Here is a 24,668-nt window from a genome sequence, read left to right on the forward strand (position 1 = left end):
TCCGCCATGCAGGATCACGGGCCTAGTCCAGCCAGGGCAGCAGCTGGGCCATGCCCCCCTGCCAGCGCAGCAGGAAGAAGCCCCCCATGCCGACCACCACCACCAGCAGGGTCGGCAGCCGCAGCAGGGTCAGCGCCGTCACCAGCAGGGTGGCGACCAGGTAGTCCGGATCCCAGCTCAGCCCAGCGCCCGGCTGGTAGCTGAAGACGATGGGCAGCCAGATGGCGGTCAGCACCGACTGGGCCGAGAAGCTGAGGAAGGCCCCCATCTCGGCGCCCGGCTGATAGCGGGTCAGCCGCGAGAAGAAGGCGAAGCGGTTGAAGAAGGTGATCAGGGCCAGCAGGCCTATCATCAGCCAGCTCATGATTACCTCCTCATCCGGTGCAGCACATAACCCACCAGCATGCCGGAGAGCGCCGAGATGATGATGTAGACCTCCGCCAGCAGCGGCTTGGTGAGCAGCGCCATGGCCCCGCTCACCAGGGTGGCCGCCACCATGGGCAGGTTCTTCATGGCGGGAATGGTCATGGCGATGAAGGTGGCGGCGATGGCGAAGTCCAGCCCCATCTGATCCAGCCCGTCGATGTACTGGCCGGCGGCGATGCCGAGCAGGGTCGCCGCATTCCAGAACAGATAGAAGACGAAGCCGGCGATGAGCGCGTAGGCCGGATCGAAGCGGCCGCTGCGCTCCCTGTCTTTGAGCGCCACCGCGAACATCTCGTCGGTCAGGAAGAAGGCGAGACTGGCGCGCCAGCGCAGGGAGAGCGGCAGCACGTCGCGGCGAAAGGTAAAGCCGTAGAGCAGGTGCTGGGAGGTGATGACGAAGGTGGAGCCCATGATGGGCAGCAGCGGCGTGCCTGCCCCGAACAGGGTGGTGGCCGAGAGCTGGGCGGCGCCGGCATAGACCAGCAGCGACATCAGCTGGGCCTGCAGCGGGCTCAGTCCCACCTGCAGCGCCAGGGCGCCGCACAGGATCCCCCAGGGGATCACCGAGATGGAGAGCGGCAGAATATCGATGGAGGCGCGCCACCAGAGCGCGCGGGTACTCTCGGCACCGACGGACGGAGAGAGGGTTGCTGACGGCATGGGATCATCCTTGTTGCGGCCACGGCGAGCCGGAAAAACTAGCACAGCACGGGGACGGATACCAAGAGGCTGCGGGTAAAGAAAGGAGGGAGCCAAAAAACAGAACGCCACCCGAAGGTGGCGCGCTGCAGAGAGTCAGGGCTGAATGATGATGGGAGTGCCGGGTTCGATGGCGTTCCACACTTCGTCCAGATCCTTGTTGAGCATGGCGATGCAGCCATTGGTCCAGTTGGACGGCTGCAAACGGGTGTTGCCTATGCTGTTGCGCTGACCGTGGATCATGATCATGCCGCCCGGTCGCACACCCATCTCGTTGGCCGCCTTGATGTCGTCCAGATTCGGGTAGTTGATATGGATGGCCTTGTAATAGTTGGAGTTGGTCTTCTTGTAGTCGAGGATGTAACGGCCTTCCGGCGTGCGCTGATCCCCTTCCCGCTGCTTGTGCCCCTTGGGAGCCGGACCCAGAGCGATCCAGTAGCGTTTGACCTCCTTGCCATCCTTCATCAGGGTCAGGCTATAACTCGATTTCTTCACCACCACCATATCGGCGGACAGGGTGGCAAAACTCAATGCGGGCCACAGCCCCAGCAAACACAGTAATACGGCTCTCATTCCATCCCTCGGCAAGCCTCTGGTAAGGGCTTTTCTGTTACCAAATCATCTGAACTGCACCGCCTGGTGTGGCGGGCGAGCGCCATCATATTGGATCGCCATCAATACTCAATATATCCAGAGAAACATATCCCGCGCCATCTTTTATAGATTGTTACAATTAACTGCCAAAACAACGGGATACCCCCCTATCTCGGGATAGTCCCGGGCGGGACATTGGGGGAAGATAAGGCGCTTTTCACCTCTCAGGAACCTCACGATGCGATACCGACTATCCCTGCTGCTCTTGCTGATCTGCTCCCCCCTGCAGGCGGCCGAGCCGCTCTGGCTGCGCGAGCCCGCCCTCTCCCCCGACGGCAAGCAGCTCGCCTTCGTGGTGGATGGCCAGGCCGTCCATCTGCTGGATCTGGCCAGCGGCAAGCAGCGCCAGCTGGTCGCCGCCGAGTTCAACCCCTCCCGCCATGCGGTGGAGCTGGCCTTTGCCCCCGACTCGCGCCACCTGGCGCTGACCGTGCAGCCCGACTCCAGCCAGCAGGAGATCGCCGTCATCGACACCCGGGATGCCAAGGCCAAGCCGGTCAACGTCAGCCTCAACGGCTATCGGGATGGTGAGCCGGCCTGGAGTCAGGATGGCGGCATCCTCTATTGGCAATCCACCAAGTACGGCGTGCTGGGGGCCGATGGCGAGCCCCTCGGCGGCAGCCTGCTCGGCCTCTACAGCAGCCGCGCCGCCAGAAGCGACTTCCTTGCCGAACAGGCGCCGCCCAAGGCTGGCTACGGCTTCGAAACCGACCGGCTGGCACACCGCGAGGCGCTGCAGTTGCAGCCAGAAGGCACCGTCCTCGCCAGCCGCATCGTCGACGATCACCTGGTCTATCTGGTGGAGACCAGCGGGGCCAACGGCGAGAGCGAGATCAAGGGCTACGCCCGGGATCTGCGCAAGGGCGAGACCAAGCTGCTGTTTGCCGAACAGCCGGGGCCGGCGCTGGCCAGCCTCAACCAGGATGCCAGCCTCGCCACCCTGGTGCGGGAGGGGGAAATAGCCCTCATCGATACCCGCTCAGGCGAGGCCAGCAGCCACCCCTTCACTCTGCTGATCACCGCCAGCTGGCAGGATCGGATGACAGCTGCCTTCGACCAGATCACCCGCCTCACCCGGGACGAATTCTACCGGGCCGACATGAACGGGATGGACTGGGACGGCTACGTGGCCGCCTATCGCCGCCTGCTGCCCGGCATCAGCAACGAGCGTGACTTCGGCAACCTGCTGGCGGAGCTGGCCGGCGAGCTCAATGTTTCTCACACCTGGGGCAGCGTCCCCGACTCCTCCCAGCGCATGCCGGACGACACCGCCAGCCTCGGCGGCTACTGGCGCGAGCGGCAGGGAGCGGTCGAGCTGGCCGCCCTGCTGGCCGGCGGCCCGCTGGAGCAGGAGACGGATCTGGCGCCGGGCGCCCACCTGCTGGCCATCAACGGCACCGAGCTGCACAGCCTCAACGAGCTGGATGCCCTGCTCAACCATCAGGCCGGCCAGCGGCTGGCCCTCACCCTGCTGCCCAAGGGGGCCAAGGAGCCGCACCAGCTGGAGGTCACCGCCATCGACCAGCAGCAGGAGTATCAGCTGCAGCTCGACGGCTGGATCGCCAAGCGCCGCAGCCAGGTGGAACAGTTGAGTCAGGGGCGGGTCGGCTATGTCTATCTGCCGGAGATGAGCAGCGCCGTCTATGAGGAGGTGGTAGCCGACGCCCTCGGTCGCCAGCGCAACCGCGAGGCGCTGATCGTCGACGTGCGCTTCAACAAGGGGGGCTATCTGGCCAACACCCTGGTGGAGTTCCTGACCGGCAGCGGCAGCGCCCAGGGCATGGCCAGCAGCTGGCCGCGCCTTGGCAAGGGTGAGACGGACGCCGCCACCCGCCAGTGGACCAAGCCCTCGGTGGTGCTGGTCAATGCGGGCAGCTACTCGGAAGGCTCGGCCTTTCCCCAGTACTACCGCACCCTCAAGGTGGGCCCCATCGTCGGTGAGCCAGTGCCGGGCACCGGCACCATGGTGTACGGCCACACCTCCAGGCTGATCCCGGGCCTTGCCTACGGCATCCCGACCCTGGGGCTGCGCAACCCCGACGGCACTCTGTACGAGAATCAGGAGCTGATCCCGGACGTGCAGGTGGCGCTGACCCCGGCCGACATGGTGGCAGGGCGCGATCCCCAGCTGGCAGCCGCGGTGCAGGCCGCCCTCGCCCAGCTACCGGCGGCCAGATAAGTCCGCCATAAAAAGAGGAGCCGACCGGGCTTGTCCGGTCGGCTCCTCTGTGCCAGCAAGCTAGCGTGCGCCCCGCCTGTTGCGGGGCGCCCTTGTTGCATCAGGCCGGCTGCGTCTCGGCCGGCTGACGGGCCAATGCCAGTTGATACCTGTGCTCGGCCAGCTCCAGCTCGCGGCGCGCCTCGTCCACCTTGCCGTCGGCGCTCTTCACCGCCGCCACCAGCTGGTTGTAGCGATCCCAGCTGCCGTTGTACTCCTTCACCTCGGCCTGGTAACGCTGGCTGATCTCGTTGGACTGGCGAATGATGGCGTTGTTCTCATCGTGCAGCTGATCGATGCGGGTGCTCAGGCCCGCCTGGATGGCGCGGATCCGGCGATACTCTTCCGGGCCGTAGCTGCCGCTGTAGCTGTTGTACTCGCGCACCAGCCGGTTGATCTCCTGCACCGTCTGGCGGTTGCGCTGGTTCAGCTGGTTCAGCTCGCGCTGGTAGCGATCAAAGTTGCCCTTGAGCGTCTGCTGGCGATCCTGCAGGGTGGTTCTGGCCGCCACCTGCTGGCTGTAGTGCTCCTGGGCCGCCGCCAGGTCCTGGCGCCGGGTTTCGAGGGAGCGTTCCAGCTCGCCCAGATCCGGCAGCGCTTCCGTCACCATGGTGGGGTAGAAGGCGGCGATCTGCGGCGTGGTCACCTTCAGCGCCCGCACCGCATCGGCCCCGTTGGCCTGATCCCGGTAATCCACGCCGCACGGCTGCCCCTTGCAGACCAGGTCCGGGCTGGAGAACTTGTACTCGTGGCTGTAGACCCCGAAGCTGGAGGGATAGGCCATCACGGTGGCGAAGGAACCCCGCACCCCGTGTCCCAGCGCATAGTGGTAAGTGCCCCCCGTGCCATCTTGCAGGCGGGAGTGGTTGAGCCCCATGTTGTGACCCAGCTCGTGTGCCAGCACCACGTCGCCACAGCCGGTGGCCGTGACATGGCTGAACATGCTGCCGGCATCCTGGGAGACATCCCCGTCGGCATACGCCTTGCGGCCATCGCTATAGGTCGCGGAACCACCAACCCAGGCCAGCCCGCAGCTGCCGTGGTCACCGGTCTGGGGGCGCATCAGCACCACCATGTCGGCGCCATAACGGGTGCGCAGGGTCGGTACCTGCTTGAAAGCCGGATCCTGCTGGTAGGTCACCGCGTTGAGCGCGGATTCGTCGGTGCCGCCATCCGGGTAATTGACCTGCTGGTCGTGCACGCTCCGCACCGTCAGATCCAGGCCGCTGGCGGCATAGATCTGGTTGGTGACGTTGATCATGTGCTGGATCCGGGTCTGCGCATCCCCCTGATAGCGGGCCGCCAGCCCCGGGCTGTGCAGCACCATCAGGTCGATGGTTTCCGCCAGCACGGGGGTCGCCCCGAGCAATCCCGCAATCATGATCCCCAAGGTAGTTTTCTGCATGTGATCTTCCTTTTATGTTGTTATTGGTGAGTCGGGATCAGGGCGTCATCGCCGCCATGACCCAGATCCAGCGGCGGGTTCTTGTAAACCCAGCCCTTGCCTCCCAGGGTCTCGACGGAGTAACTGCCTTGCGGCGTGCCGATGAACCCGAAAGTCGCTTGCTTGCCGACGGTGAAATTGACCGGGTAGCTGTCACCGTCGACCCGAATCTCCCCTTGCCAGTTGCGCTCCCCGCCCCGCTGCAGCTCGACCTTGGTCACCCTGGCCTGCAGGGTGCTGCCGTCCGGCAGCGGCAGGGCCACGCTGTCACCCACCTGGGCCCGCTCCAGATCGCTGCCCTGCAGGGCGATCGGCTGGGGTTGCTCGACCGCATCGCCGGGCTCCGCCAGCGGAAAGTCCGCATCCACCTCGGCCGCCTGCCAGGGGGTCTCCAGCTGCTGGCTGCCATCTTCCCGCAGCCGATCCTGCTTGGCGGGGGGCGTGACCGGCGCCGGCTTGAGCGCGGGTACCGGCATGGCGGCGAGTGGCGTCAGCTCCACCAGCGGGGCCGACTCTGCCGCACGCGCCTCATCCCCTGTCGTCACTGCGCCGGGCGCCACCGGCTGCGACCACAGCCACCAGCCGATCACCCCGGCCAAGAGGGCGCACAATGCCAGCCCAAGCCCCCATTTCGCTCTCTTCATACTGATACTCCAGTCAAAAACAATCCTTATAAAACAATGAATTGCATTCAAAGTGAGGGGGCATGCTAGAAACTGGCGACAAGGCTGGCACCCCCCTATATGGGGCGTCTGAAAAATCGACGCTAGTGTTTGCGCACATCCATTTGAGTCGACAAAGCCAGCGCTGGCGGGGGCTGAGGAAGGGTTCGAATGATGCTTTTTTACTGCGATAAAACGTCCGTGAAAGCGACCGGCATGACTCCCTTCACCCCATATGGGTTAAACAAATTTGGCTGTACCGGGAGGCGGGCTGCGGCGTACCCTGATGGCATTGATCAGGTCAAGGATGTTGCATGAACGGTTTGCGGATAACGGCGCCAGCACTGGGCTGGCTGGCAATTTCATGGCTGGCGGCGCCGCTGGCCGCCGCCCCCCTGACCCTGCAGGGCGGGACTCAAAGTTACAGCATCGATCCCGATACCCTGGCCATTGCGGTGAACCGGATCCCGGTCAGCGCGGGCCAGCCCGCCCGCCAGGTCGATCAGCTGCAGCAGGATGACCAGCAGGCCAGCTGGCGCTGGCCCGCCCAGGAGGCCAGGGTGGAGGTCAGGCTGGATGGCGACGACCTGCTGCTGACGCTTGCCAGCGACAGTCCCCGTCAGCTGACCTGGTACAGCCTGCCGCGAAACCAGACCCACCTCTCCCTCGCCATCGGCGAGGGCAGCCGCTTCTCGGTGCGCGACAGCGACTGGCTCGGCTATGTCGGCGACGAGCTGGCCGAGCTCAACACCCACTACGACCTCAAGCTGCCGCTCTGGAGCCAGGATGCGGGCAAGCAGACCTACAGCTGGATCCTGCAGAGCCCCTACGACAACCGGCTCAAGTTCAGCCGCCAGGGGGGCCGGCTGCAGCTGAGCGCCAGCCACGAATTCAGCAGCTTCAACGCTCAGGCGCGCATGGTGGTGCGGCTGAGCGTGGGAGATGACTGGCTGGCCGGCGCCCGCCGCTACCGGGCGTGGTTGCAGAGCGAGGGGGCCTGGCAATCCCTGGCCGACAAGATTGCCCGCGTCCCGGCCGGCCGGCGACTGATCGGCGCCAGCCATGTCTACCTGTGGGGGGATGCCCTGCTCGATCGGCAGGACGTGAAAGCGTGGCCCGCTTTGCAGGCCAGATTGCAGCAAAAGCCGGAATGGCTGCAGATCTTCAATGCCGAGGAGCGGGAGGCGCTGGCCGCCGCCCATCCCGAGATCTGGCAGCAGAGCCTGATCATGGCCGGCCTCAACCGGCTGATTGCCAGCCAGCTGCCGCTGCCTGCCCAGCAGGGCCCGCAGGCCCAGAGCAAGGTGCTGGCCCTGCGCCAGCAGTGGGTCAAGGGTCAGCTGGGGGATCTGCTGGTGCCCCAGGAGCGCTGGGGCCAGGGGCTGTCGCTGCCGGTGATCGAGGCGCTGCAGCAGGCGGGACTGCGCAAGCTGTGGCTCGGCACTCCGCAGTGGACGGCGGCCCTGCAGCAGGGCTATGCCCTCACCGCCGCCCAGCGCCAGGGCTATCTGGTAGGCAGCTATGACTCCTACGACACCGCCATCGCGCCCGGCACCAACGACAGCTGGCTCACCGCCCAGCTGCCGCCGGAGATCGGCAAGCGCTGCGCCATCGTCGAGGCCAACGGCAAGCCCAAGCCGGGCTTTGGCGGCGAGGGGGTCTATCTCAACCCCGGCTGCACCCTGCCCTTTGCCAAGAGCCGCATGAGCGAGCTGGCCAAGGCCAGCGGCATCAACAGCCTGTTCCTCGACGTGGATGGCACCGCCATGGCCTCCAACGACTACAACCCGGCCCACCAGCAGGGCAGTCAGGCCATGGTCGCCGACCGCAACGCCCGCATGAGCTGGGTGGGGGAGCACCTCGGCCTGGTGCTGGGCTCGGAGGATGGCAACGCCCTCACCAGCAAGCCGCTGTTGTTTGCCCACGGTATCCAGAGCTGGGGCTTTGGCTGGGAGGATGCCGCCATGCGCAAGCAGGCCAAGTCCCCCTACTACCTCGGCAAGTGGTGGCCGGACGAAGCGCCGCAAGTCTTCTTCCAGCCCGCCCGGCTCAAGCCGCGCTACCTGAAGACGGTGTTCAATCCGGCGGATCGGCTGCCCCTCTATCAGGCGGTGTTCCACGACTCCGTGCTCAACAGCCACCACTGGCTGCTGGACAACCTGAAATTCCCCGGCATCAAGGAGGAGCGCGCCCTGCTCGGCCTGCTCTACAACACCCCGCCGCTGGTCAACCTGAGCCGCAGCACGCTGGCCAGTCGCCTGCCGGAGCTGACCCGGCTGAGCGAGCAGTTCACCCCGCTGCACGAGGCGCTGTGGGACAAAGCGCTGGTGGGCTTTCGCTGGCGTGACGGGGTGGGCCGGGTGCAGGAGACCCGCTTCTCCGACGGCAGCCGGCTGGTGGCCAACTTCAGCCACAACTCCATCATGATCGACGGCCACAAGCTGGCGGGCCGGCAGCTGCTGGTGGCGCTCAAGGGCAAACCGGTCAGCGTGCTGAAGATCCAGGGCTAGACCCGGCGGGGTGACGGGGGATCAGAAAGGGGCCGCCCCGCCGAGCGAGACGGCGGGCTGCGCATGGAGGTTGAGCCAGCGCCGGCGCAGGGTCTCCAGCGAGCCATCCTGGCGCATCTGGTCGAGGGCCTGCTGCAGGGCCTGCACCTTGGCCGGCTCCGTCGCCAGGTTGAGGGCAAAGTAGTACTGCTCGCTGTCGTCATAGACGAACAGCGGGGTGAGCGCCTCGAAGCCGTGCCCCAGCTGGTGCATGTGGAAGGCCGCCCCCAGATCCAGCGCCGTCACCAGCTCCACCCGGCCGCGCAGCAGCATGCGAAACTTGTCCTCCTCGCTGTTGACGCTGACCGGCGCCAGCCCCTGGCGGATCAGCTGCTGGGCCGAAGCCGAGTTGCGTACCACGGCGATCCGGTAGTCGCCCGCCTCCTGCAGGCTGCGGGGCTGGATGTCGGTGCGCGAACTCAGCCGCCACACCCTGATGGTGCGCGGCCCGACCGGCCCCACCCACTGGAACTGGTGCTCCCGCTCCGGGGTGCGCGCCACCGAGAAGAGGATGCTGCCCGCCCGATAACGGGTATTCTGATAGGCCCGCGCCCAGGGCAGCAGCTGGATGTCGCCGCGCAGCGCCAGGCCGCTGCGCGCCAGCAGAGCCTGCAGCAGATCCACCGAGAAACCGCTCACCGGCTGGCCGGCCAGCTGGTAGTTGTAAGGGGGCATCTGCTCGGTCAGCGCCTGCAGTGCCCGGGCCGGCTGCGCCAGCGACCCCGTCAGCAGCAGCGTGGCCAGCAGCCATCTCCACCGCACTGTTGTTCCCACCCTCGACTCCTTCCCATGAAAAACAGACCCCTGCCGCGGCAGGGGTCTGACATAACGCATGTTCACCGGCTTGCGCCTCAGTGACTGGTGGCCGCCTCCTGGTAGTGGTGGCGGATCCAGCGTTCGAAGCCGGCCAGCATGGCTTCCTCTGAGTCGCTATTGTCGGCGATAAGCTGGTCGCCGTGAACTACCCGAATGCGGGCATCGAGCGGTGCCCCCTCGCCGGCCGGCGGACGCTGACGGGCCGCCGCCATGCAGGCCTCGGCCTGTTGCCACGCCTCGGCCACGCTCTGGTTGCACACCGCGGCCAGCGGGCCGGCGCTGAAGCCCTTGCCGGTCAGGCTGCGCAGGGTCTCGTCATGGGTCATGCCGTTGCCCGGCCCCCAGTAGTGGGCGGCCAGATCCGGCCCGATGCGCGGGTTGTCGGTGAGGTAGCCGTCGCGCTTCAGGAAATAGGCGCGGGTCTGCTCCACCGCCATCAGCGCCAGCAGGTAGCCGTGATAGGCACAGGCCGACTCCTGGTTGAGCAGGTGCGGGATGGCCAGCAGCGGACGCGGGCTCTCCACCCCCAGGATCTGGCGCTCCCAGCGGCGGGCCAGCGCCAGCACGGCAGCCGGGGTGCGTTCGGCCTCGTCCATGGCGTAGAGATCCCGCTCGAAGTAGGCCACCAGCGCGATCTGGCGCTCGTTGAAGGCGCGAAACGGCTGGCGTGCCTCGATCATCGCCTTGATCAGCGCATCCGGGATCGGCTCCCCCGCCGCGTTCCTGGCGTAGCGCTTGAGCCAGTCCGCGTCATCCAGCAGGCTGTCGCAGAACATGGACTGGGTCTCGGCGTAGGCCATGGAGGTAGGCGGGAACTCCTGGGAGAAGCAGGGGGCGTTGCCGGTGACATTGGCAAAGTGCGCCGCATGGCCCCCCTCGTGGAACAGGGTGTTGAGCCCGCTCCAGCCGCTGCCCACCTGGGCCGGGTCGGCCAGGCTGGTGAAATTGACCACCGCCGGCACCCACTCCCCCTCCTGCCAGAAGCTCGGCACCGGGCCGTGGCAAAAGCCGTTCTCGTATTTCCCTTCCCGGGTCAGCAGATCCAGAGTGAGGCTGGCGCCGCGGTACTGGATGCCGAGGCGGCGGAAGCTCTCGACCCAATCCTGCAAGGCGCGGGAGAAGGGTACGTAAGGGTCGAGCTGGCGAGTCACGTCGCCGCTCACGCTGTAGCGCAGGTTGTGGGGCAGCAGAGCCGCCTCCCCCTTGGCCGCTTTCAGCTCGGCCAGGCTCTGGTGCAGCCGCTGCTCGGTGCCGGCGATGAAGTCGTCGAGGATGGCGAACAGCTGCGCCGGGCTCATCTGCTCGTTCTTGTGCACCTTGTAGTCGAAGTAGTCGCGATAACCCATGGCCCGGGCGAAACGGTTGCGCAGCGTGACTATGGCCAGGTAGCCGTTGTCGACCACCCAGTTCTCCAGGGTGTGGAACATGGCGAGCGCGCTCTGGCGCACCGCCTCGTTGCTACTGGCGGCCAATGCCGTGCTGGCGGCGGGCAGACTGCCTGCCACTTGGCGGCCCTGCTCGTCCAGCAAGGTCAGCTTCAGCTCCCGACGGCGGGCGAACAGCGCCGCCTCGGCGGCCACCAGCTCGTCCATCAGGGCGGCAGCGGCCGGCGCCTCGATGACGTTGCATTCGAAGAAGGCGATCCAGCCTGCCAGACCGCGCTTGAGCTCGGTCTCCTCGGCCATGGCATGCATCTCCCGCAGCACCGGCAAGCGCGCCGGGTCGGCGCAAAACGCCTTGTAGGCCTGCTCGGCGGCGGTGAAACCGGCCTGATCGTCGCTGGTGCCCATGTAGGTGGACCAGAACAGATCCTCCTTGCGCCTGTGCACCTGCAGGTAGTCGGCGTTGAGCTGGTTGAGATAATTCCTGGCAATGGAACTCATAAATTCCCTCTTGTTATGGGGCAGCACGGGGTGCCCACTCCTTTTTGGTGAAATGCTGACTCATTCACATTTTCTGCAAATAATCCGGCAAATGGTGCGCCGGGATGCGCGCGAACACGCTACCAAAAGCGAGGGTTTCTGTCTGCTGGCTATACTGGTGTCAAACTTCTCAATTGGCGTGCTGTCGCGCCAAGCCTTTGAAAGTTAATTAAATGTTAAATGAAAAATAATCAGGGCCAGCCGACAGACTGGTCACCACCAGACCCGCATGGGAAAGTTAAGGAAGAGACTATGTTCAAGCTCGGTGATATTGCCGTGAGCCGCAAATTGATGCTGTTGCTCTCACTGGCGCTGGTCGGCTTCATCGCACTGCTGCTCATCTCCGCCAGTGCCCTGCAGCGCAATCTGATGAGTGAACGGGAAGCCAGGCTGCAGGCTGTGCTGGATCTGGCCATGAGCCGGATCCAGGCGCTGGCCGCCACCCTGCCCGCCCCGCAGGCGCAGGCCGAGGCCAGGGCCATGCTCAACAGCATGCGCTTTGACGGTGACAACTACCTGTTCGTGCTGGACGAGAACCGCCGGATGCTGGTGCACCCCGTCCGGCCCGAGCTGGTCGGCCAGCAGATGGGCGAGAGCGGATCCGCCACCGCCGGCGCGCACTGGCAGCGGATGGTGGATCTCGGCAGAGGGGGTCAGCAGGGTCGGCTGGAGTACCAGTGGGTCTCCCCCTCCGGCGAATCGGCCCAGAAACTGTCGCTGGTGGCCGGCTATCAGCCCTGGGGCTGGATCCTCGGCTCCGGCGTGCTGCTGCAGGACATCCAGGCCACCATCTGGTCCCAGTACCAGCTGATGGGGGGCGCTACCCTGCTGGTGACCCTGCTGATGGGGCTGCTGGGCTTTGCCATCAGCCGCTCCATCGTCAACCCGCTGGCCGAGATCAACCGGGCCATGCAGCAGGTGGCCGCCGGCGATCTGGTGGTGAGCATCCCGGTGCATGGCAAGGATGAGCTGGGGGCCGTCGCCAGCTGCACCAATCAGGGGCTCAGCGCCATCCGGCACGCCCTGCTGGAGGCAAGCCAGGGGGCCGGCAACGTGGCGGATGCCGCCCTGCGCATCGCCGCCTCCGCCGAACAGACCAACCAGGCGGTCAACAGCCAGCGGGATCAGCTGGCCCAGCTCGCCACCGCCATGAACGAGATGAGCGCCACCATCGCTGACGTGGCCGGCCACGCCGAGAACACCGCCCGCGACACCCAGGACGCCACCAGCGAGGCCGGCCTCGGCAACCGGGACGTGCACGCCAGCGTGCACGGCATCCAGGCGCTGGCCAGCGAGGTGGAGCAGGCCACCTTGCAGGTCAACCAGCTCAAGGAGGGGGTGATGCAGATAAGCGAGGTGACGGCGGTCATCAGCGCCATCTCGGAGCAGACCAACCTGCTGGCCCTCAACGCCGCCATCGAGGCGGCCCGCGCCGGCGAGCAGGGCCGCGGCTTTGCCGTGGTGGCCGACGAGGTGCGCCAGCTGGCGAGCCGCACCCGCCAGTCCACCGAGGAGATCCAGAGCACCATAGCCCAGCTGCAGCAGCGGGCGGTGAGTGCGGCCGACGCCATGGACGCCAGCCGCAAGCTGGCGGAGAGCAGCGTCGGCCAGTCGGAGAAGGCAGGCCAGGATCTCTCCCTCATCGTCAACCACATCCAGCACGTCAGCGACATGGCGACCCAGATCGCCACCGCGGCGGAGCAGCAGAGCATGGTGGCGGAGGACATGAACCGCAACGTCAGCGGCATCAACGACTCGGCGCTGGAGATGTCTCAGTCCGCCTCCCAGCTGGCTCAGGAGAGCGAGCTGCTGGCCGGACTCTCCCGCAGCCTGGACGAGCGGCTGGCCCTGTTCAAACTGGGCTCGGCCAACCACCAGCCGGCAACCCAGCCACGGATGCCGCAACCGCCGCAGCAGGCGGATCGCCCGCGCATCCGCCACTGATCCGTCCTGGCTTGTCGCAGCGCACGCCCCCGCCAGATCGGCTGACGGGGGCGTTTTTCATTGCGAAAAAATGCCAAATATTTGCATCTTGTCGACCTGTTCGACGAACTTGATGCCGTGACGCCGAGTTAATAGCCATTTAAAAACAGAAAGTTAAGTGTTTGCTCTACTCCGATGAGGTCAAGCTGTAAAGATTTACACTTAATTATTTAATCAAAAATAGTCATGATGAGTTGTCGCCAAACGCGACACCATGACCCTTTATGTAGTCATTTGGCAAACTGGTTGAAAGGCCAGGACGCAAAGCCTCCGGTCTAAAGACATGTCGTCCAGGATAGCGGGGTTGCCACACAGTGTTTCGGGGAACGCCCCTGCCAACTTGACTGCCCACATCTGTCGAACAGAGGAATGTATGGCAGCAAAAATCCAACTCAATCACGTCGCTGCAACCCTGGCCCTGCTGGTCAGTGGCAGCGTGCTCGCCCACGGCTACATCAGCCAGCCGGAATCGCGCAACTACCTGTGCAAGACCGGCGGCAACAGCCAGTGCGGCGCGGTGCAATGGGAACCCCAGAGCGTGGAAGGCCCCTCCGGCTTCCCGAATGGCGGCCCTGCCGACGGCCAGATCGCCTCGGCCGGCAGCGCCAGCTGGGGCGAGCTGAACGCCCAGACCAGCGACCGCTGGACCCGCCGCGAGGTACAAGCCGGCCCCTTCGCCATCAGCTGGACCTTCACCGCCAACCACGTCACCCGCAACTGGCGCTACTACCTCACCAAGCAGGACTGGAACCCGAACCAGCCGCTGACTCGCGCCTCCTTCGAGCTCACCCCCTTCTGCGTGGTGGACGGCAACATGACCCAGCCGCCCAAGCAGGTCACCCACCAGTGCAACCTGCCCGAGCGCACCGGCTATCAGGTGATCCTGGGGGTGTGGGAAGTGGGGGACACCAGCAACAGCTTCTATAACGTGATCGATGCCAACTTCCAGGGTGGCACCCAGCCACCGCTGGAATGGAGCCAGGGCGGCACCATCTACCCCTCCACCGAGCTGGCGGTCGGCGACAAGGCCAGAACTCTGGTGTTCGACGCCAACGGCGTGCGCCCCGATCTGCAGACCGAGCTGACCATCGCCAGCCCGGAGCAGGGCCAGAAGAACAACTGGACCCACGCCCTGGCGAGCAAGATCAATGCAGAGCAGAGCCAGATCCGCGCCGGCCAGCAGAGCGGTGAAGGCCAGTTCAACCCCGTCTACGGCCAGAACCCGGTCTACTTCAAGGCCGGCAGCGCGCTGGAGCGGGTCGAGATCCAGCTCGAACAGCAGCAGCCACCGGTGAGCAACGGCGTCAGCGTGAGCGGCCTGGAGAGCGACTACCTGCTCGACGAGGGCAAGCTGACCCTCAACTTTACCGTGGCCGCCGAGGGCGATCTGACCGTCACCAATACCCTGTATGATCACGGTGGGGCCGCCAAGGGGCAGACCAGCGCCGACATCAAGGACAGCAGCCACAGCTTCACCATGCCGCTCTCCGGGCTCAGCGCCGGTCACCACCAGCTGGTGATCGAAGGCAAACCCAAGGCCGGTGGCGAGGCGGTGCAGCAGACCCTGGACCTGATGCTCAAGGATCCGGCCGCCGGCGGTGACTACCAGTTCACCTTCCCGGACGGGCTCAAGTCCTACACCGACGGCACCAGGGTGCTGCAGCCCAAGAACGGCAAGATCTACCAGTGCAAGCCCTTCCCCTATCGCGGCTGGTGCAGCCAGTGGTCGGCCAGCGCCACCCAGTATGAACCCGGGGTCGGTAGCAATTGGCAGGATGCCTGGATCCTGGTGAACTGATCCTCAGGCGCAGCATGACGCCATCAACAAAACGGGGAGCCACTGGCTCCCCGTTTTCTCTGGTGTTCTCTGGTGTGACAGCTCAGATCTGGAAGTCGATGGCGGGCTCGCCGCCCATGGCGCGGGCCTGAATGTCCGCCAGCGCCAGCTCAGGGTTGCAGAGCTGGATGAACTGCCAGGCGAAGTTGTGCTGGAACTGCCCCTGCTTGAGACCGATCCAGGCGGTGTGGGGCGCAAACAACCGGCTGCCGTCCAGCTGCACCAGCCCCTTGTCGCGCTGGGTGTCGAACGCCATGTCCGCCAGTATGCCCACCCCCATCTCCAGCTCGACATAGGTCTTGATGACGTCGGAGTCCTGCGCGGTCAGCAGGATCTGCGGGGCTATGCCGGCCTCGGCAAACGCCTCGTCCACCCGCGCCCGCCCGGTCAGCCCGGCCTGATAGGTGATGATGGGCCACTGGGCCAGCGCCGCCAGGGTCAGCTCCTGCTCGGCACTGAGCGGATGCTGCTCCGGCACCACTATGTTGTGGTGCCAGCGGTAGTAGGGAAACGCCACCACCCCTTCGCTCTTGTCGAGCTGCTCGCTGCTGATGCCGATGTCCACCTCGCCGGTCTGCACCAACCGCACTATCTCCTCCGGACCGCCCTGACGCAGTTCCAGCTGCACCAGCGGGAACTGCTCGCGAAACGCCTTCACCACCCGCGGCAGGGCGTAGCGAGCCTGGGTATGGGTGGTCGCCACCAGCAGCCGGCCCGAGTCGCGGTTGGCGAAGGTGCTGGCCAGCTTGCGGATGTTCTCGGCATCCCCGAGGATGCGCTCGGCGATCACCAGCAGCTCCTTGCCCGGCTCTGTCATGCCGAGCAGCCGCTTGCCGTAGCGGATGAACAACTCGATCCCCAGCTCCTCTTCCAGCTCGCGGATATGGCGGCTGACCCCGGACTGGGAGGTAAACAGGGCATTGGCCACCTCGGTCAGGTTGTAATCCCGCCGTGCCGCCTCCCGAATGATTCGCAACTGCTGAAAATTCACGTCATCGCCTCCTGCGCTGACCGGCCGGTCGGGGCCCTCCCCGCCGCCTTGTTGTTATCTTGTCTGACTGCCCGAGCCTGAACTCTGGCCGCCATACTAACCCTGTTGCATCCCAGGCGGGCAGACTCCGCCCTGGTCACGCTGCTTGCCTGCGCGGCCCCCCAGGGGCCTGCTACTTAAATCTGGTAATCCGGGTAGAGCTGGGCCTGTCTGGCCACCAGCCGCACCCCCTGGCCCGGGTGGAAGGCACGGGCTGCCTCCTTGCTCAGCTCGGCCTCGAAGTGTGCACCGTTTGTATCCCCATTGCCACGCAGTTCCACCCGGATGCGCGGCCCCATGGGCAGCAATCGGGTGATGGTGGCGCTGATGCCGCCCGGCGCATCCGCCGGCACTATCTCCAGCTCGTGGGGGCGCACATAGGCGACGGCGGCGCTGCCCTCCGCCAGCTGGGAGCTGATGGGCCCGCCCAGTAGCTGCTCGCCGATGCCGAGCCCCTGCCCGGCCACCCGGCCGCGAAACAGGTTCACACTGCCGAGGAAGCTGTGCACGAAGGAGCTGGCAGGCTGGTCGTAGACCTCGGCCGGGGTACCGATCTGCTCGACCTTGCCGGCGTTCATCAGCACCACCCGATCCGCCACCTCCAGCGCCTCCTCCTGATCGTGGGTGACGAACAGGCTGGTGACGTGCAGCTCGTCGTGCAATTCGCGCAGCCAGCGGCGCAGCTCCTTGCGCACCTGGGCGTCGAGGGCGCCGAAGGGCTCGTCCAGCAGCAACACCTTGGGCTGCACCGCCAGCGCGCGGGCCAGGGCGACCCGCTGACGCTGACCGCCGGAGAGCTGGGTTGGGTAGCGCGCGGCCACGTGGCTGAGCTGCACCAGATCCAGCAGCTCCTTGACCCTGGCGCGGATCGCCGCCTCGGCCGGTCGCTCGCGGCGCGGCTTGACCCTAAGGCCAAACGCCACGTTCTCGAACACCGTCATGTGGCGAAACAGGGCGTAGTGCTGGAACACGAAGCCGACGTTGCGCTCGCGCACGTGCAGATCCGAGGCATCCTCGCCGCGGATGATGACGTGGCCGCTGTCGGCCTGCTCCAGCCCGGCGATGATCCGCAGCAGAGTGGTCTTGCCGCAGCCGGAGGGGCCGAGCAGCGCCACCAGCTCACCGTCGTGAAAGTCGAGGTTGATGTCGGCCAGCGCCGCGTACTGGTTGAAATGCTTGTTGAGTCCTTGTACCTGAATGCTCATGGCAGCCTCTTGAATTCGGTGATCAGTGAGAGTGAACGGGCTGGGCACGCAGCCGGGCCAGCAGGGTTTCCCCCAGCAGGGTGAAGATCCCGAACAGGGCCAACAGGCTGGCTACCGCGAAGGCCGCGCCGGTCTGGTACTCGTTGTAGAGGATCTCGATGTGCAGCGGCAGGGTGTTGGTCTGGCCGCGAATGTGGCCGGAGACCACCGACACGGCGCCAAACTCCCCCACCGCCCGGGCGGTACAGAGCAGCAGGCCGTACATCAGGCTCCAGCGGATGCCGGGCAGGGTGACCCGCCAGAACATCTGCAGGCCGCTCGCCCCCAGCATGATGGCGGCCTCCTCCTCTTCCGGGCCGCGCGCCTCCATCTGGGGCAGCAGCTCGCGCACCACGAAGGGCACAGTGATGAAGGTGGTGGCCAGGATGATGCCGGGGGTGGCGAAGATCACCTTGATGTCGTGCTCGCTCAGCCATTCGCCAAACCAGCCGCGGCTGCCGAACATCAGCACGAACATCAGCCCCGCGATCACCGGCGACACGGAGAACGGCAGATCGATGAGGGTGATGAGCAGTTGCCGGCCCGGGAAGCGGAAGCGGGCGATGGCCCAGGCCGCGGCGACCCCGAACAGCAGGTTGAGGGGTACCGAGCAGAGGGTCACCAGGGCGGTGAGGCCGAGGGCACTGAGGGCGTCCGGCTCGCTGATGGCGTGCCAGAAGAAGCTCAGTCCGGGGGACAAGGCCTGGATAAAGACGGTGGCCAGCGGCAGCAGCAGCAGGGCGGCAAACCAGCCGAGGCCGACCGTGATCAGCAACCACTTGACCCAGACCGGCTCGCGGATGACGGGGGGCTGGCGCACCGAGGGGGTCGGCGCCACCTCGCCCGTGGCCAGCGCCAGGCTTGCGTTGGATGCGTTCATATCCGGCTCCCCCCGATACGGGCCCAGCTCCAGGCCTGCAACTTGTTGATAAGCAGTAACAAAATGAAAGAGATCAGCAGCATGACCACGGCGATGGCAGAGGCGCCGGCATAGTCGTACTCCTCCAGGTGGCTCATGATCATCAGCGGCGCGATCTCCGACACCATCGGCAGGTTGCCGGCGATAAAGATGACTGAGCCGTACTCCCCCACCGCCCGCGCGAAGGCCAGGGCAAAGCCGGTCAGCAGGGCCGGCACCAGGGTCGGCCACAGCACCCGGATGAAGGTCTGCCAGCGATCGGCGCCCAGGCTGGCGGCGGCCTCCTCCTGCTCGGTCTCGGCTTCCCGCAGCACCGGCTGCAGGGTGCGCACCACGAACGGCAACCCGATGAAGGTGAGCGCAATCACCACGCCGATGGGGTTGTAGGCGAGCTCGATGCCAAACGGGGCGACCCACTGCCCGATCCAGCCGTTAGGGGCGAAGATGGCGCACAGGGCGATGCCGGAGACGGCGGTGGGCATGGCGAACGGCAGGTCGATCAGGGCATCCACCAGTCGACGACCGGGGAAGGTATAACGCACCAGCACCCAGGCCAGGATCAGGCCGAACAGGGCGTTGAGCTGCGCCGCCACCAGGGCGGCCCCGAAGCTCAGACGAAAGGAGGCGAGCACCCGCGGTGAACCTATCACCTGCCAGAACTCGGCCAGGGTCAGATTGTTCACAGCAAACAGCACCAGCGCCGAGAGCGGCAGCAGCACCAGCACGCCCAGATAGAGCAGGCTGAAGCCGAGGGTCGGGCCGAAGCCCGGCAGCACGGAGTAAGAACCAAATCGCATAACGCATCCGTTTGTTATGAAAAACATTAGATACAGCGATTCTGCGCACTCCTGTCAGGGGCAACAAACACCAATAACGCCTTTGCTAAGCACTTTTTTATCTAACAACGACATACAAGGCTTTTAGAGCCATAAAATTAAAAAAAGGTCTTTTATATAAATAAAAGACCTAAAAATGGAGCGTCGTGCAATGTACCAAGCTATCCAAATCAAACTGTCGTGGTATCGGCTGCCTGCCCTCCTTCTCTATTTCAAATCTGTGTGTTCAACGCTCGCCGCTTAGCGAAAACTCAAGGCCGCCCGCCGTTCCCACACCGCCGGCGTCGGCGCCACCACCATCTCGGCCCGCCGATAGAGGGTGCCGAGCAGGTTGAGCCCCTGGTGCCACTCACCGTGGCCGGACTGGGCATTGAGGTGGCCCACCTCGCCGGCATCGAACAGCGGCACCTGCCACTGGCGGCTCCAGTATTCGGCCCGCTCAAAGCTCATCCAGGGATCGTTGCGGCTGGCCACCAGCTGGGCCGACACCTTGAGCGAGCCTGCCAGCAGTTCGTCTGGCAAGCCGAAGCGGGCCGGATCCGCCGGCGCCACGATAAACAGCGAGGCCACCTTGTCGGGCTGCCGGCGCGCCGCCGTGATGGCTGCCAGCGCGCCGAAGGAGTGGGCCACCAGGTGAGCCCGCCCGCGCCGGCTTTTGAGCTTGCTCGCCAGCTTGGCGCTCCAGACCGTGAGGTCGGGCCGATCCCACGGCAGCCCCACCATCCGCTGCCAGTGGGGGAATTGTTGGTGCCAGCGGCTCTGCCAGTGATCCGGCCCGCTGTTGTGCAGACCGGGAACCAGGAGGATCTTGTTCATCTTGGTGCTCCTATCAGCTGGCACAGGGGCCAGTTCAGTTGACGATGGCCGGCCGCTCAGCGACCCGGCTGGTAGATCTGGTCAAACAGGGCGCCCTGGGCGAAGTGCTTCTTCTGCGCCTTGTCCCAGTCCCCTTCCAGATCCTTGACGGTGAACAGGGTCAGCTGCGGGAACTGGGCTGCGGTCTCCTTCAGGATCGCCGGGTTGCTGGGGCGGTAGTGATATTTGGCGACGATGCGCTGCCCCTCGTCGGAGTAGAGATAGTCGAGGTAAGCCTTGGCCACCGCCTCGGTGCCGTGCTTCCTGGCCACCTTGTCCACCACCGCCACCGGCGGCTCGGCCAGGATGGAGACCGACGGCACCACCAGCTCAAACTTGTCGCGATTGCCGGGCTGACCCAGCACCAGCAGGGCTTCGTTCTCCCAGGCCAGCAGCACGTCGCCGAGGCCGCGCTCGATGAAGCTGGTGGTGGCGCCACGGGCGCCGGAGTCCAGCACCTTCACGTTCTTGTAGAGATCGCCGACGAACTGCCTGGCTCCCTCCTCGCTGCCACTCTTCTTCAGGGCGTAGCCCCAGGCAGCCAGGTAGTTCCAGCGCGCCCCGCCGGAGGTCTTGGGGTTGGGGGTGACGATGGCCACGTCCTTGCGCACCAGATCATCCCAGTCCTTGATCTGCTTGGGATTGTCCTTGCGCACCAGGAACACGATGGTGGAGGTGTAGGGCGCCGCATTGTTGGCCAGCCGGCTCTGCCAGTCGGCGCCAATCAGCCCCTGCCTGGCCACGGCATTGACGTCGTAGGCCAGCGCCAGCGACACCACGTCCGCTTCCAGCCCGTCCACCACGGCGCGCGCCTGCTTGCCGGAGCCACCATGGGACTGGCTGACCACCACATCGTCGCCGGTCTTCGCCTTCCACTCCCTGGCGAAGGCGCCGTTGTACTCCTGAAACAGTTCGCGGGTCGGATCGTAGGAGACGTTGAGCAGGCGGATCTCGGCGGCATTGGCCTGACCGAGGGCCAGCAGGGAGAGCAGGGTCAGGGCGGTCGTTCGCAGTTTCATGGGGATACTCCATATCTCGTTGGGTTGAGTTCAGCATGCCGCGGGCTTGTTATGCCGAGAACCAAGAAATAACGCTTTGCTTATCTCATTTGCTCATATCAGGAGGGCAAAGGCGCCATTCGCGCACTCTGTGAGCCAGGCCGCGCTGGCCCGGTGCTAGCTGTGCCATCATGGAAACAAGGCAGGCAGATGACGAACAGGAAGTCGTTATGTGGATCAACGCAGAACCCGTCAATGGTGCCCTGGTGTCGCTGGCCATCGGCCTCATCATCGGGCTGGAGCGCGGCTGGCAGGTGCGCCAGCTGGGGGACAACCAACGCATCGCCGGGATGCGGACCTACGGTCTCATCGGCCTGCTAGGTGGGGTCTGCGCCCTGCTGCTGCCCACCCTGGGCCCCTGGCTGCCGCTGCTCGGCCTGCTGGCGGTGGTGATTGGCTGCGGCCTCTCGGTCTGGCTGGCCCAGCGCTGGCAGGGGGAGTTCGGCCTCACCAGCTCGGTGGCCATGCTGCTCACCTATCTGCTGGGGCTGATGTCGGTGCTGCTGAGCCCGAGCGAGGCAGTGGCCTGCGCCGTGCTGGCGGCCCTGCTGATGGGGCTCAAGGGCAAGATCCAGCAGGGGATGCTGTTTCTGAGCGAGACCGAATTTCACGCCACCCTGCGCTTTTTGCTCATCTCGCTGGTGCTGCTGCCGGTGCTGCCCAACGAGGAGATGGGCCCGCTCGATGCCTTCAACCCCTTCAAGATCTGGCTGATGGTGGTGGTGATCGCCGGCATCTCGTTCTGCGGTCACTTCGCGGTACGCCTGCTCGGCACCCGCGCCGGGCTGGTGCTCACCAGCATGCTGGCCGGGCTCGCCTCCTCCACCGCCCTCACCCTGCAGTTTGCCCGTCTCAACAAGGAGCAGGGGGGGCTGGAGCGGCTGCTGGCCACCGGCATCCTGCTGGCGGGAGCCACCATGTGGCTGCGACTGCTGGTGCTGGTGCTGCTCATCCACAACGAGCTGGCGATGCGCCTGGCGGCGCCCCTGCTGCTGCTGGCAGCCACCGTCTACGGCTTCGCCTTCTGGTTCTGGCGCCAGCGCGAGGAGCTGACCGACGGCCCGGTGCAACCCCAGACCAGCAACCCGCTCGATCTCGCCACCGCCATCAAGTTCGGCCTGCTGCTGGCGCTGATCGGCTTTATGGCCACCCTGTTGCAGAACAAGGTGGGCAACTCCGGGGTCTATCTGCTGTCGCTGGTCTCCGGCATCACCGACGTGGACGCCATCACCTTGTCGCTCTCCCAGCTCTCCCACAAGGAGCTGGCGCTGGAGGTGGCAGCCCGCGGCATCCTGCTGGCCGGGCTGGTCAACTCGCTGGTGAAGGGGCTGCTGGCCCTGGGGATCGGCGGCCGCCGGCTGGGGCTGCGGGTGCTGCTGCCCTACTTCGTCTCGGCCCTGCTGATCCTGCCGCTGATCTGGCCCGGCGCCTGAGGTTGCAGCAAGTGACAGCCTGACGCCGCCAAAGTGCTCGCGTATACTGGCTCCTCTTGGCACATGAGAGGAGCGGTAGCATGGCAAGCGATTGGGACAAGGTTCTGGCGGGCGGCGCCCTGGACAGCCAGAGCGAGGAGATAGCGAACGACCGGATCCGCGGTCAGGCGCTGCTGGCACAACTCAACGCCTCCCCGGCCGGTGACCAAGCCCTGCGCCAGCGCCTGTGCGGCGAGCTGTTCGGTCACTGCCCCGACTCCTGCTGGATCAGCACTCCCTTCACCTGCGAATTCGGCCGCAACATCCATATCGGCGAGAAGAGCTTCTTCAACTTCAACATCACCATTCTCGACGTGGGCGAGGTGTACATCGGCAGCCATGTGCTGCTGGCCCCCAACGTGCAGATCTACACCGCCACCCACACCATGGACTATCTGGAACGACGCAACTGGACCGCCTACAACAAGCCGGTGCGGATCGGCGATGACTGCTGGATTGGCGGTGGCGCCATCATCTGCCCCGGCGTCACCATAGGACCCCGTTCCATCATAGGGGCCGGCGCCGTGGTCACCCGCGACATCCCGGCCGACTCGGTGGCGGTGGGCAACCCGGCGCGCGTGATCCGCAGCCTGAGCCCGGACGCCCCCCGCGGCTGGGAGCTGGCCCTGTGATCTGGCTCGCCCTGCTCCCCCTGCTGTGGACGGCCTGGCTCGGCCTGGCCGACGCCAACTGGTGGCCGCTGGCCATAGTCACCACCATGAGTCTGCTGACGATGCTGGCCTACGCCCACGACAAGCGCCAGGCGGTGCGCGGCGGCTGGCGCATCCCCGAGTCCCGGCTCCATCTGCTCGAGCTGTTCGGCGGCTGGCCCGGCGCCCTGCTGGCCCGCCACTGGCTGCGCCACAAGACCCAGAAGGGGAGCTATCGCAGGGTATTCTGGTTCATCGTGCTGCTGCACCTGACCCTGTGGGGGCTCTGGCTCGGCCGTCCGCTCTGGCAGACGGTCTGACGCGGGCAAAGCAGCCTCTCGACATTCCCGTCCACCCCCTTGCCGGCCATTGCAGCCGGCAATCGGGTATGAGACAACAGATGACAACAAGGCTGTTTTCTCGTTTATTCATCGGCAAGGAGTCATTCATGACCATGTGGACCGGTATCGTGCTGATCGTCTTCATCAGCGCTCTGTTCGGCTTTCTCAGCAAGCGGGCCCGCTACCAGTTGGGGGATGCCCGCATCACCGATCGTCTCGGCAAGCAGGACATGCTCATCAACGAGCTGCAGGAGCGCATCGCCAATCTGGAGGCCATCGTCATCGAGGAGGAGAAGCGCCGCCCGTTCAAGGAGCTCTGATCCGGCAAGCCGGGCGGCAAACCGCCAGCCCCCGGGCTGCAAGGGTTTGCCGCCGCCCCCTCTCGCACTCGCCCGCCCTCTGCCTGGCAAAAACTAAATTCACCGCAGGATCAGTCCCCTGCCATTTTCAGACTAAATTTTCGCCAAGCTGGCCCGTTCCCTGCTCCGTCATGACATCAGTAGTACGGAGAGTGACATCATGATCGCCATCGGCACCCTGCTTCCCCTCGCCTCCCTCGCCCTCAAGCTCGGCAGCAAGCTGCTTGGGGACAGCACGCCACCGGCCCAGGCCGAGCCCCCCGTGCAGGAAGAGCGGCTCGCCCCCACGGTGCAGAGCCTGTTCCAGCGACTTGGCGTCAAGGAGGCAAACAGCGAGCAAAACCGCCCCGCCATCAACCACTTCATGGGGGCGCTGATGCAGACCCTGGGGCAGGAGTACTCGGGCCAGTCCCTGCCCCAGGCCATCGACGCCGCCCGCACCCAGCTGGCAAACGGCACTCAGAGCACCCGTCTCGACGCCCTGCAGGGCGAGCTCGACACCCTCAAGGGCTCCCTTGGCAACAGCGACCTCAGCCTCGATCAGCTGCTCTTCGCCTTCAAGCAGACCCTGCCCAATGGCAAGGGGGAAGGCGTCGGCAAGCTGCTCAATGCCAGTGCGTGAGAAAAAATTTACGACAACAACCTTGTTTAACAAGATGATTATCTTTCGTTCGGGAGGCTGAAGATAACAGAA

Annotated in this window: 21 protein-coding genes, 1 pseudogene and 1 riboswitch; of the genes and pseudogenes, 9 read left to right on the plus strand and 13 right to left on the minus strand. The window is 65.5% G+C overall.

The features are described 5' to 3' along the window. Window positions 1-22: 22 nt before the first annotated feature. From BN1143_RS16810 to BN1143_RS16820, 3 genes are all read right to left on the minus strand, one after another. Window positions 23-364 carry an AzlD domain-containing protein gene (locus BN1143_RS16810; protein ID WP_042051447.1) on the minus strand — a complete coding sequence of 114 codons (342 nt, stop codon included), beginning with the start codon at window positions 362-364 and terminating at the stop codon, window positions 23-25. Window positions 365-366: 2 nt separating this feature from the next. Then, complete coding sequence (locus BN1143_RS16815; protein WP_042051448.1) at window positions 367-1,086, minus strand: AzlC family ABC transporter permease; 720 nt, start codon at window positions 1,084-1,086, stop codon at window positions 367-369. Window positions 1,087-1,221: 135 nt separating this feature from the next. Next, entirely contained in the window at window positions 1,222-1,698 is a 477-nt protein-coding gene (locus BN1143_RS16820) for a L,D-transpeptidase family protein (protein ID WP_005308598.1), read from the minus strand. 337 nt (window positions 1,699-2,035) lie between these two features. On the opposite strand from BN1143_RS16820, the pseudogene BN1143_RS16825 reads away from it, so the two are divergent. Next, window positions 2,036-3,958: pseudogene (locus BN1143_RS16825) on the plus strand (S41 family peptidase); the annotation flags it as partial. 100 nt (window positions 3,959-4,058) lie between these two features. On the opposite strand, the gene BN1143_RS16830 reads toward BN1143_RS16825, so the two are convergent. Both BN1143_RS16830 and BN1143_RS16835 read right to left on the minus strand, forming a co-directional pair. Next, window positions 4,059-5,402 carry a zinc-dependent metalloprotease gene (locus BN1143_RS16830; protein WP_042051449.1) on the minus strand — a complete coding sequence of 448 codons (1,344 nt, stop codon included), beginning with the start codon at window positions 5,400-5,402 and terminating at the stop codon, window positions 4,059-4,061. A gap of 20 nt (window positions 5,403-5,422) precedes the next feature. Continuing rightward, a complete protein-coding gene (locus tag BN1143_RS16835; protein ID WP_042051450.1) occupies window positions 5,423-6,085 on the minus strand; it encodes a hypothetical protein in 663 nt (220 codons plus the stop codon). Between the two features lie 332 nt (window positions 6,086-6,417). Between BN1143_RS16835 and BN1143_RS16840 the strand changes: the two genes are divergently transcribed. Continuing rightward, window positions 6,418-8,613 carry a glycoside hydrolase gene (locus BN1143_RS16840; protein ID WP_042051451.1) on the plus strand — a complete coding sequence of 732 codons (2,196 nt, stop codon included), beginning with the start codon at window positions 6,418-6,420 and terminating at the stop codon, window positions 8,611-8,613. 21 nt (window positions 8,614-8,634) lie between these two features. Here the strand turns inward: BN1143_RS16840 and BN1143_RS16845 are convergent, their stop codons facing one another. Both BN1143_RS16845 and BN1143_RS16850 read right to left on the minus strand, forming a co-directional pair. Continuing rightward, a complete protein-coding gene (locus tag BN1143_RS16845) occupies window positions 8,635-9,426 on the minus strand; it encodes a substrate-binding periplasmic protein (RefSeq protein WP_042051452.1) in 792 nt (263 codons plus the stop codon). Between the two features lie 77 nt (window positions 9,427-9,503). Further along, window positions 9,504-11,351, minus strand: a complete 1,848-nt coding sequence (locus BN1143_RS16850; RefSeq protein WP_042051454.1) for a M3 family metallopeptidase — start codon at window positions 11,349-11,351, stop codon at window positions 9,504-9,506. Window positions 11,352-11,642: 291 nt separating this feature from the next. On the opposite strand from BN1143_RS16850, the gene BN1143_RS16855 reads away from it, so the two are divergent. After that, window positions 11,643-13,334 (plus strand): methyl-accepting chemotaxis protein, encoded by a 1,692-nt coding sequence (locus BN1143_RS16855; RefSeq protein ID WP_042051455.1) that lies wholly within the window; start codon window positions 11,643-11,645, stop codon window positions 13,332-13,334. A 265-nt stretch (window positions 13,335-13,599) separates the two neighbouring features. Further along, window positions 13,600-13,685, plus strand: a riboswitch (cyclic di-GMP riboswitch). A gap of 61 nt (window positions 13,686-13,746) precedes the next feature. After that, entirely contained in the window at window positions 13,747-15,171 is a 1,425-nt protein-coding gene (gbpA, locus tag BN1143_RS16860; RefSeq protein WP_042051456.1) for an N-acetylglucosamine-binding protein GbpA, read from the plus strand. 82 nt (window positions 15,172-15,253) lie between these two features. Here gbpA and cbl read toward each other — a convergent pair whose 3' ends face one another. The 6 genes from cbl to BN1143_RS16890 form a co-directional block, all read right to left on the minus strand. Next, the gene (cbl, locus tag BN1143_RS16865; RefSeq protein WP_005308577.1) at window positions 15,254-16,201 is read right to left on the minus strand and encodes an HTH-type transcriptional regulator Cbl; all 948 of its coding nucleotides are present in this window, start codon (window positions 16,199-16,201) and stop codon (window positions 15,254-15,256) included. A gap of 176 nt (window positions 16,202-16,377) precedes the next feature. Beyond that, complete coding sequence (locus BN1143_RS16870) at window positions 16,378-17,445, minus strand: sulfate/molybdate ABC transporter ATP-binding protein (RefSeq protein ID WP_010635192.1); 1,068 nt, start codon at window positions 17,443-17,445, stop codon at window positions 16,378-16,380. A gap of 22 nt (window positions 17,446-17,467) precedes the next feature. Continuing rightward, a complete protein-coding gene (gene cysW / locus BN1143_RS16875; RefSeq protein WP_042051457.1) occupies window positions 17,468-18,364 on the minus strand; it encodes a sulfate ABC transporter permease subunit CysW in 897 nt (298 codons plus the stop codon). Further along, window positions 18,361-19,200, minus strand: coding sequence for a sulfate ABC transporter permease subunit CysT (gene cysT / locus BN1143_RS16880; protein ID WP_197069879.1), 840 nt, complete (start codon window positions 19,198-19,200; stop codon window positions 18,361-18,363). Before cysT ends, cysW begins: the two co-directional genes overlap by 4 nt. A 279-nt stretch (window positions 19,201-19,479) precedes the next feature. Then, window positions 19,480-20,055, minus strand: coding sequence for an RBBP9/YdeN family alpha/beta hydrolase (locus BN1143_RS16885; RefSeq protein WP_010635195.1), 576 nt, complete (start codon window positions 20,053-20,055; stop codon window positions 19,480-19,482). Between the two features lie 56 nt (window positions 20,056-20,111). After that, entirely contained in the window at window positions 20,112-21,113 is a 1,002-nt protein-coding gene (locus BN1143_RS16890) for a sulfate ABC transporter substrate-binding protein (protein WP_019840783.1), read from the minus strand. Between the two features lie 209 nt (window positions 21,114-21,322). Here BN1143_RS16890 and BN1143_RS16895 point away from each other — a divergent pair, with 209 nt between their 5' ends. From BN1143_RS16895 to BN1143_RS16915, 5 genes are all read left to right on the plus strand, one after another. Beyond that, window positions 21,323-22,585, plus strand: a complete 1,263-nt coding sequence (locus BN1143_RS16895) for an MgtC/SapB family protein (RefSeq protein WP_005308564.1) — start codon at window positions 21,323-21,325, stop codon at window positions 22,583-22,585. Between the two features lie 80 nt (window positions 22,586-22,665). Beyond that, entirely contained in the window at window positions 22,666-23,256 is a 591-nt protein-coding gene (locus BN1143_RS16900) for a sugar O-acetyltransferase (RefSeq protein ID WP_042051459.1), read from the plus strand. Continuing rightward, window positions 23,253-23,594 (plus strand): DUF1294 domain-containing protein, encoded by a 342-nt coding sequence (locus BN1143_RS16905; RefSeq protein WP_005308559.1) that lies wholly within the window; start codon window positions 23,253-23,255, stop codon window positions 23,592-23,594. Before BN1143_RS16900 ends, BN1143_RS16905 begins: the two co-directional genes overlap by 4 nt. Before the next feature lie 128 nt (window positions 23,595-23,722). Next, window positions 23,723-23,935 (plus strand): hypothetical protein, encoded by a 213-nt coding sequence (locus tag BN1143_RS16910; RefSeq protein ID WP_005308557.1) that lies wholly within the window; start codon window positions 23,723-23,725, stop codon window positions 23,933-23,935. Window positions 23,936-24,134: 199 nt separating this feature from the next. Next, window positions 24,135-24,596: a hypothetical protein gene (locus BN1143_RS16915; protein ID WP_042051460.1), complete on the plus strand. Its 462-nt coding sequence runs from the start codon at window positions 24,135-24,137 to the stop codon at window positions 24,594-24,596. Window positions 24,597-24,668: the final 72 nt, after the last annotated feature.

This window comes from Aeromonas dhakensis, assembly GCF_000820305.1.
Lineage (GTDB): Bacteria > Pseudomonadota > Gammaproteobacteria > Enterobacterales > Aeromonadaceae > Aeromonas > Aeromonas dhakensis.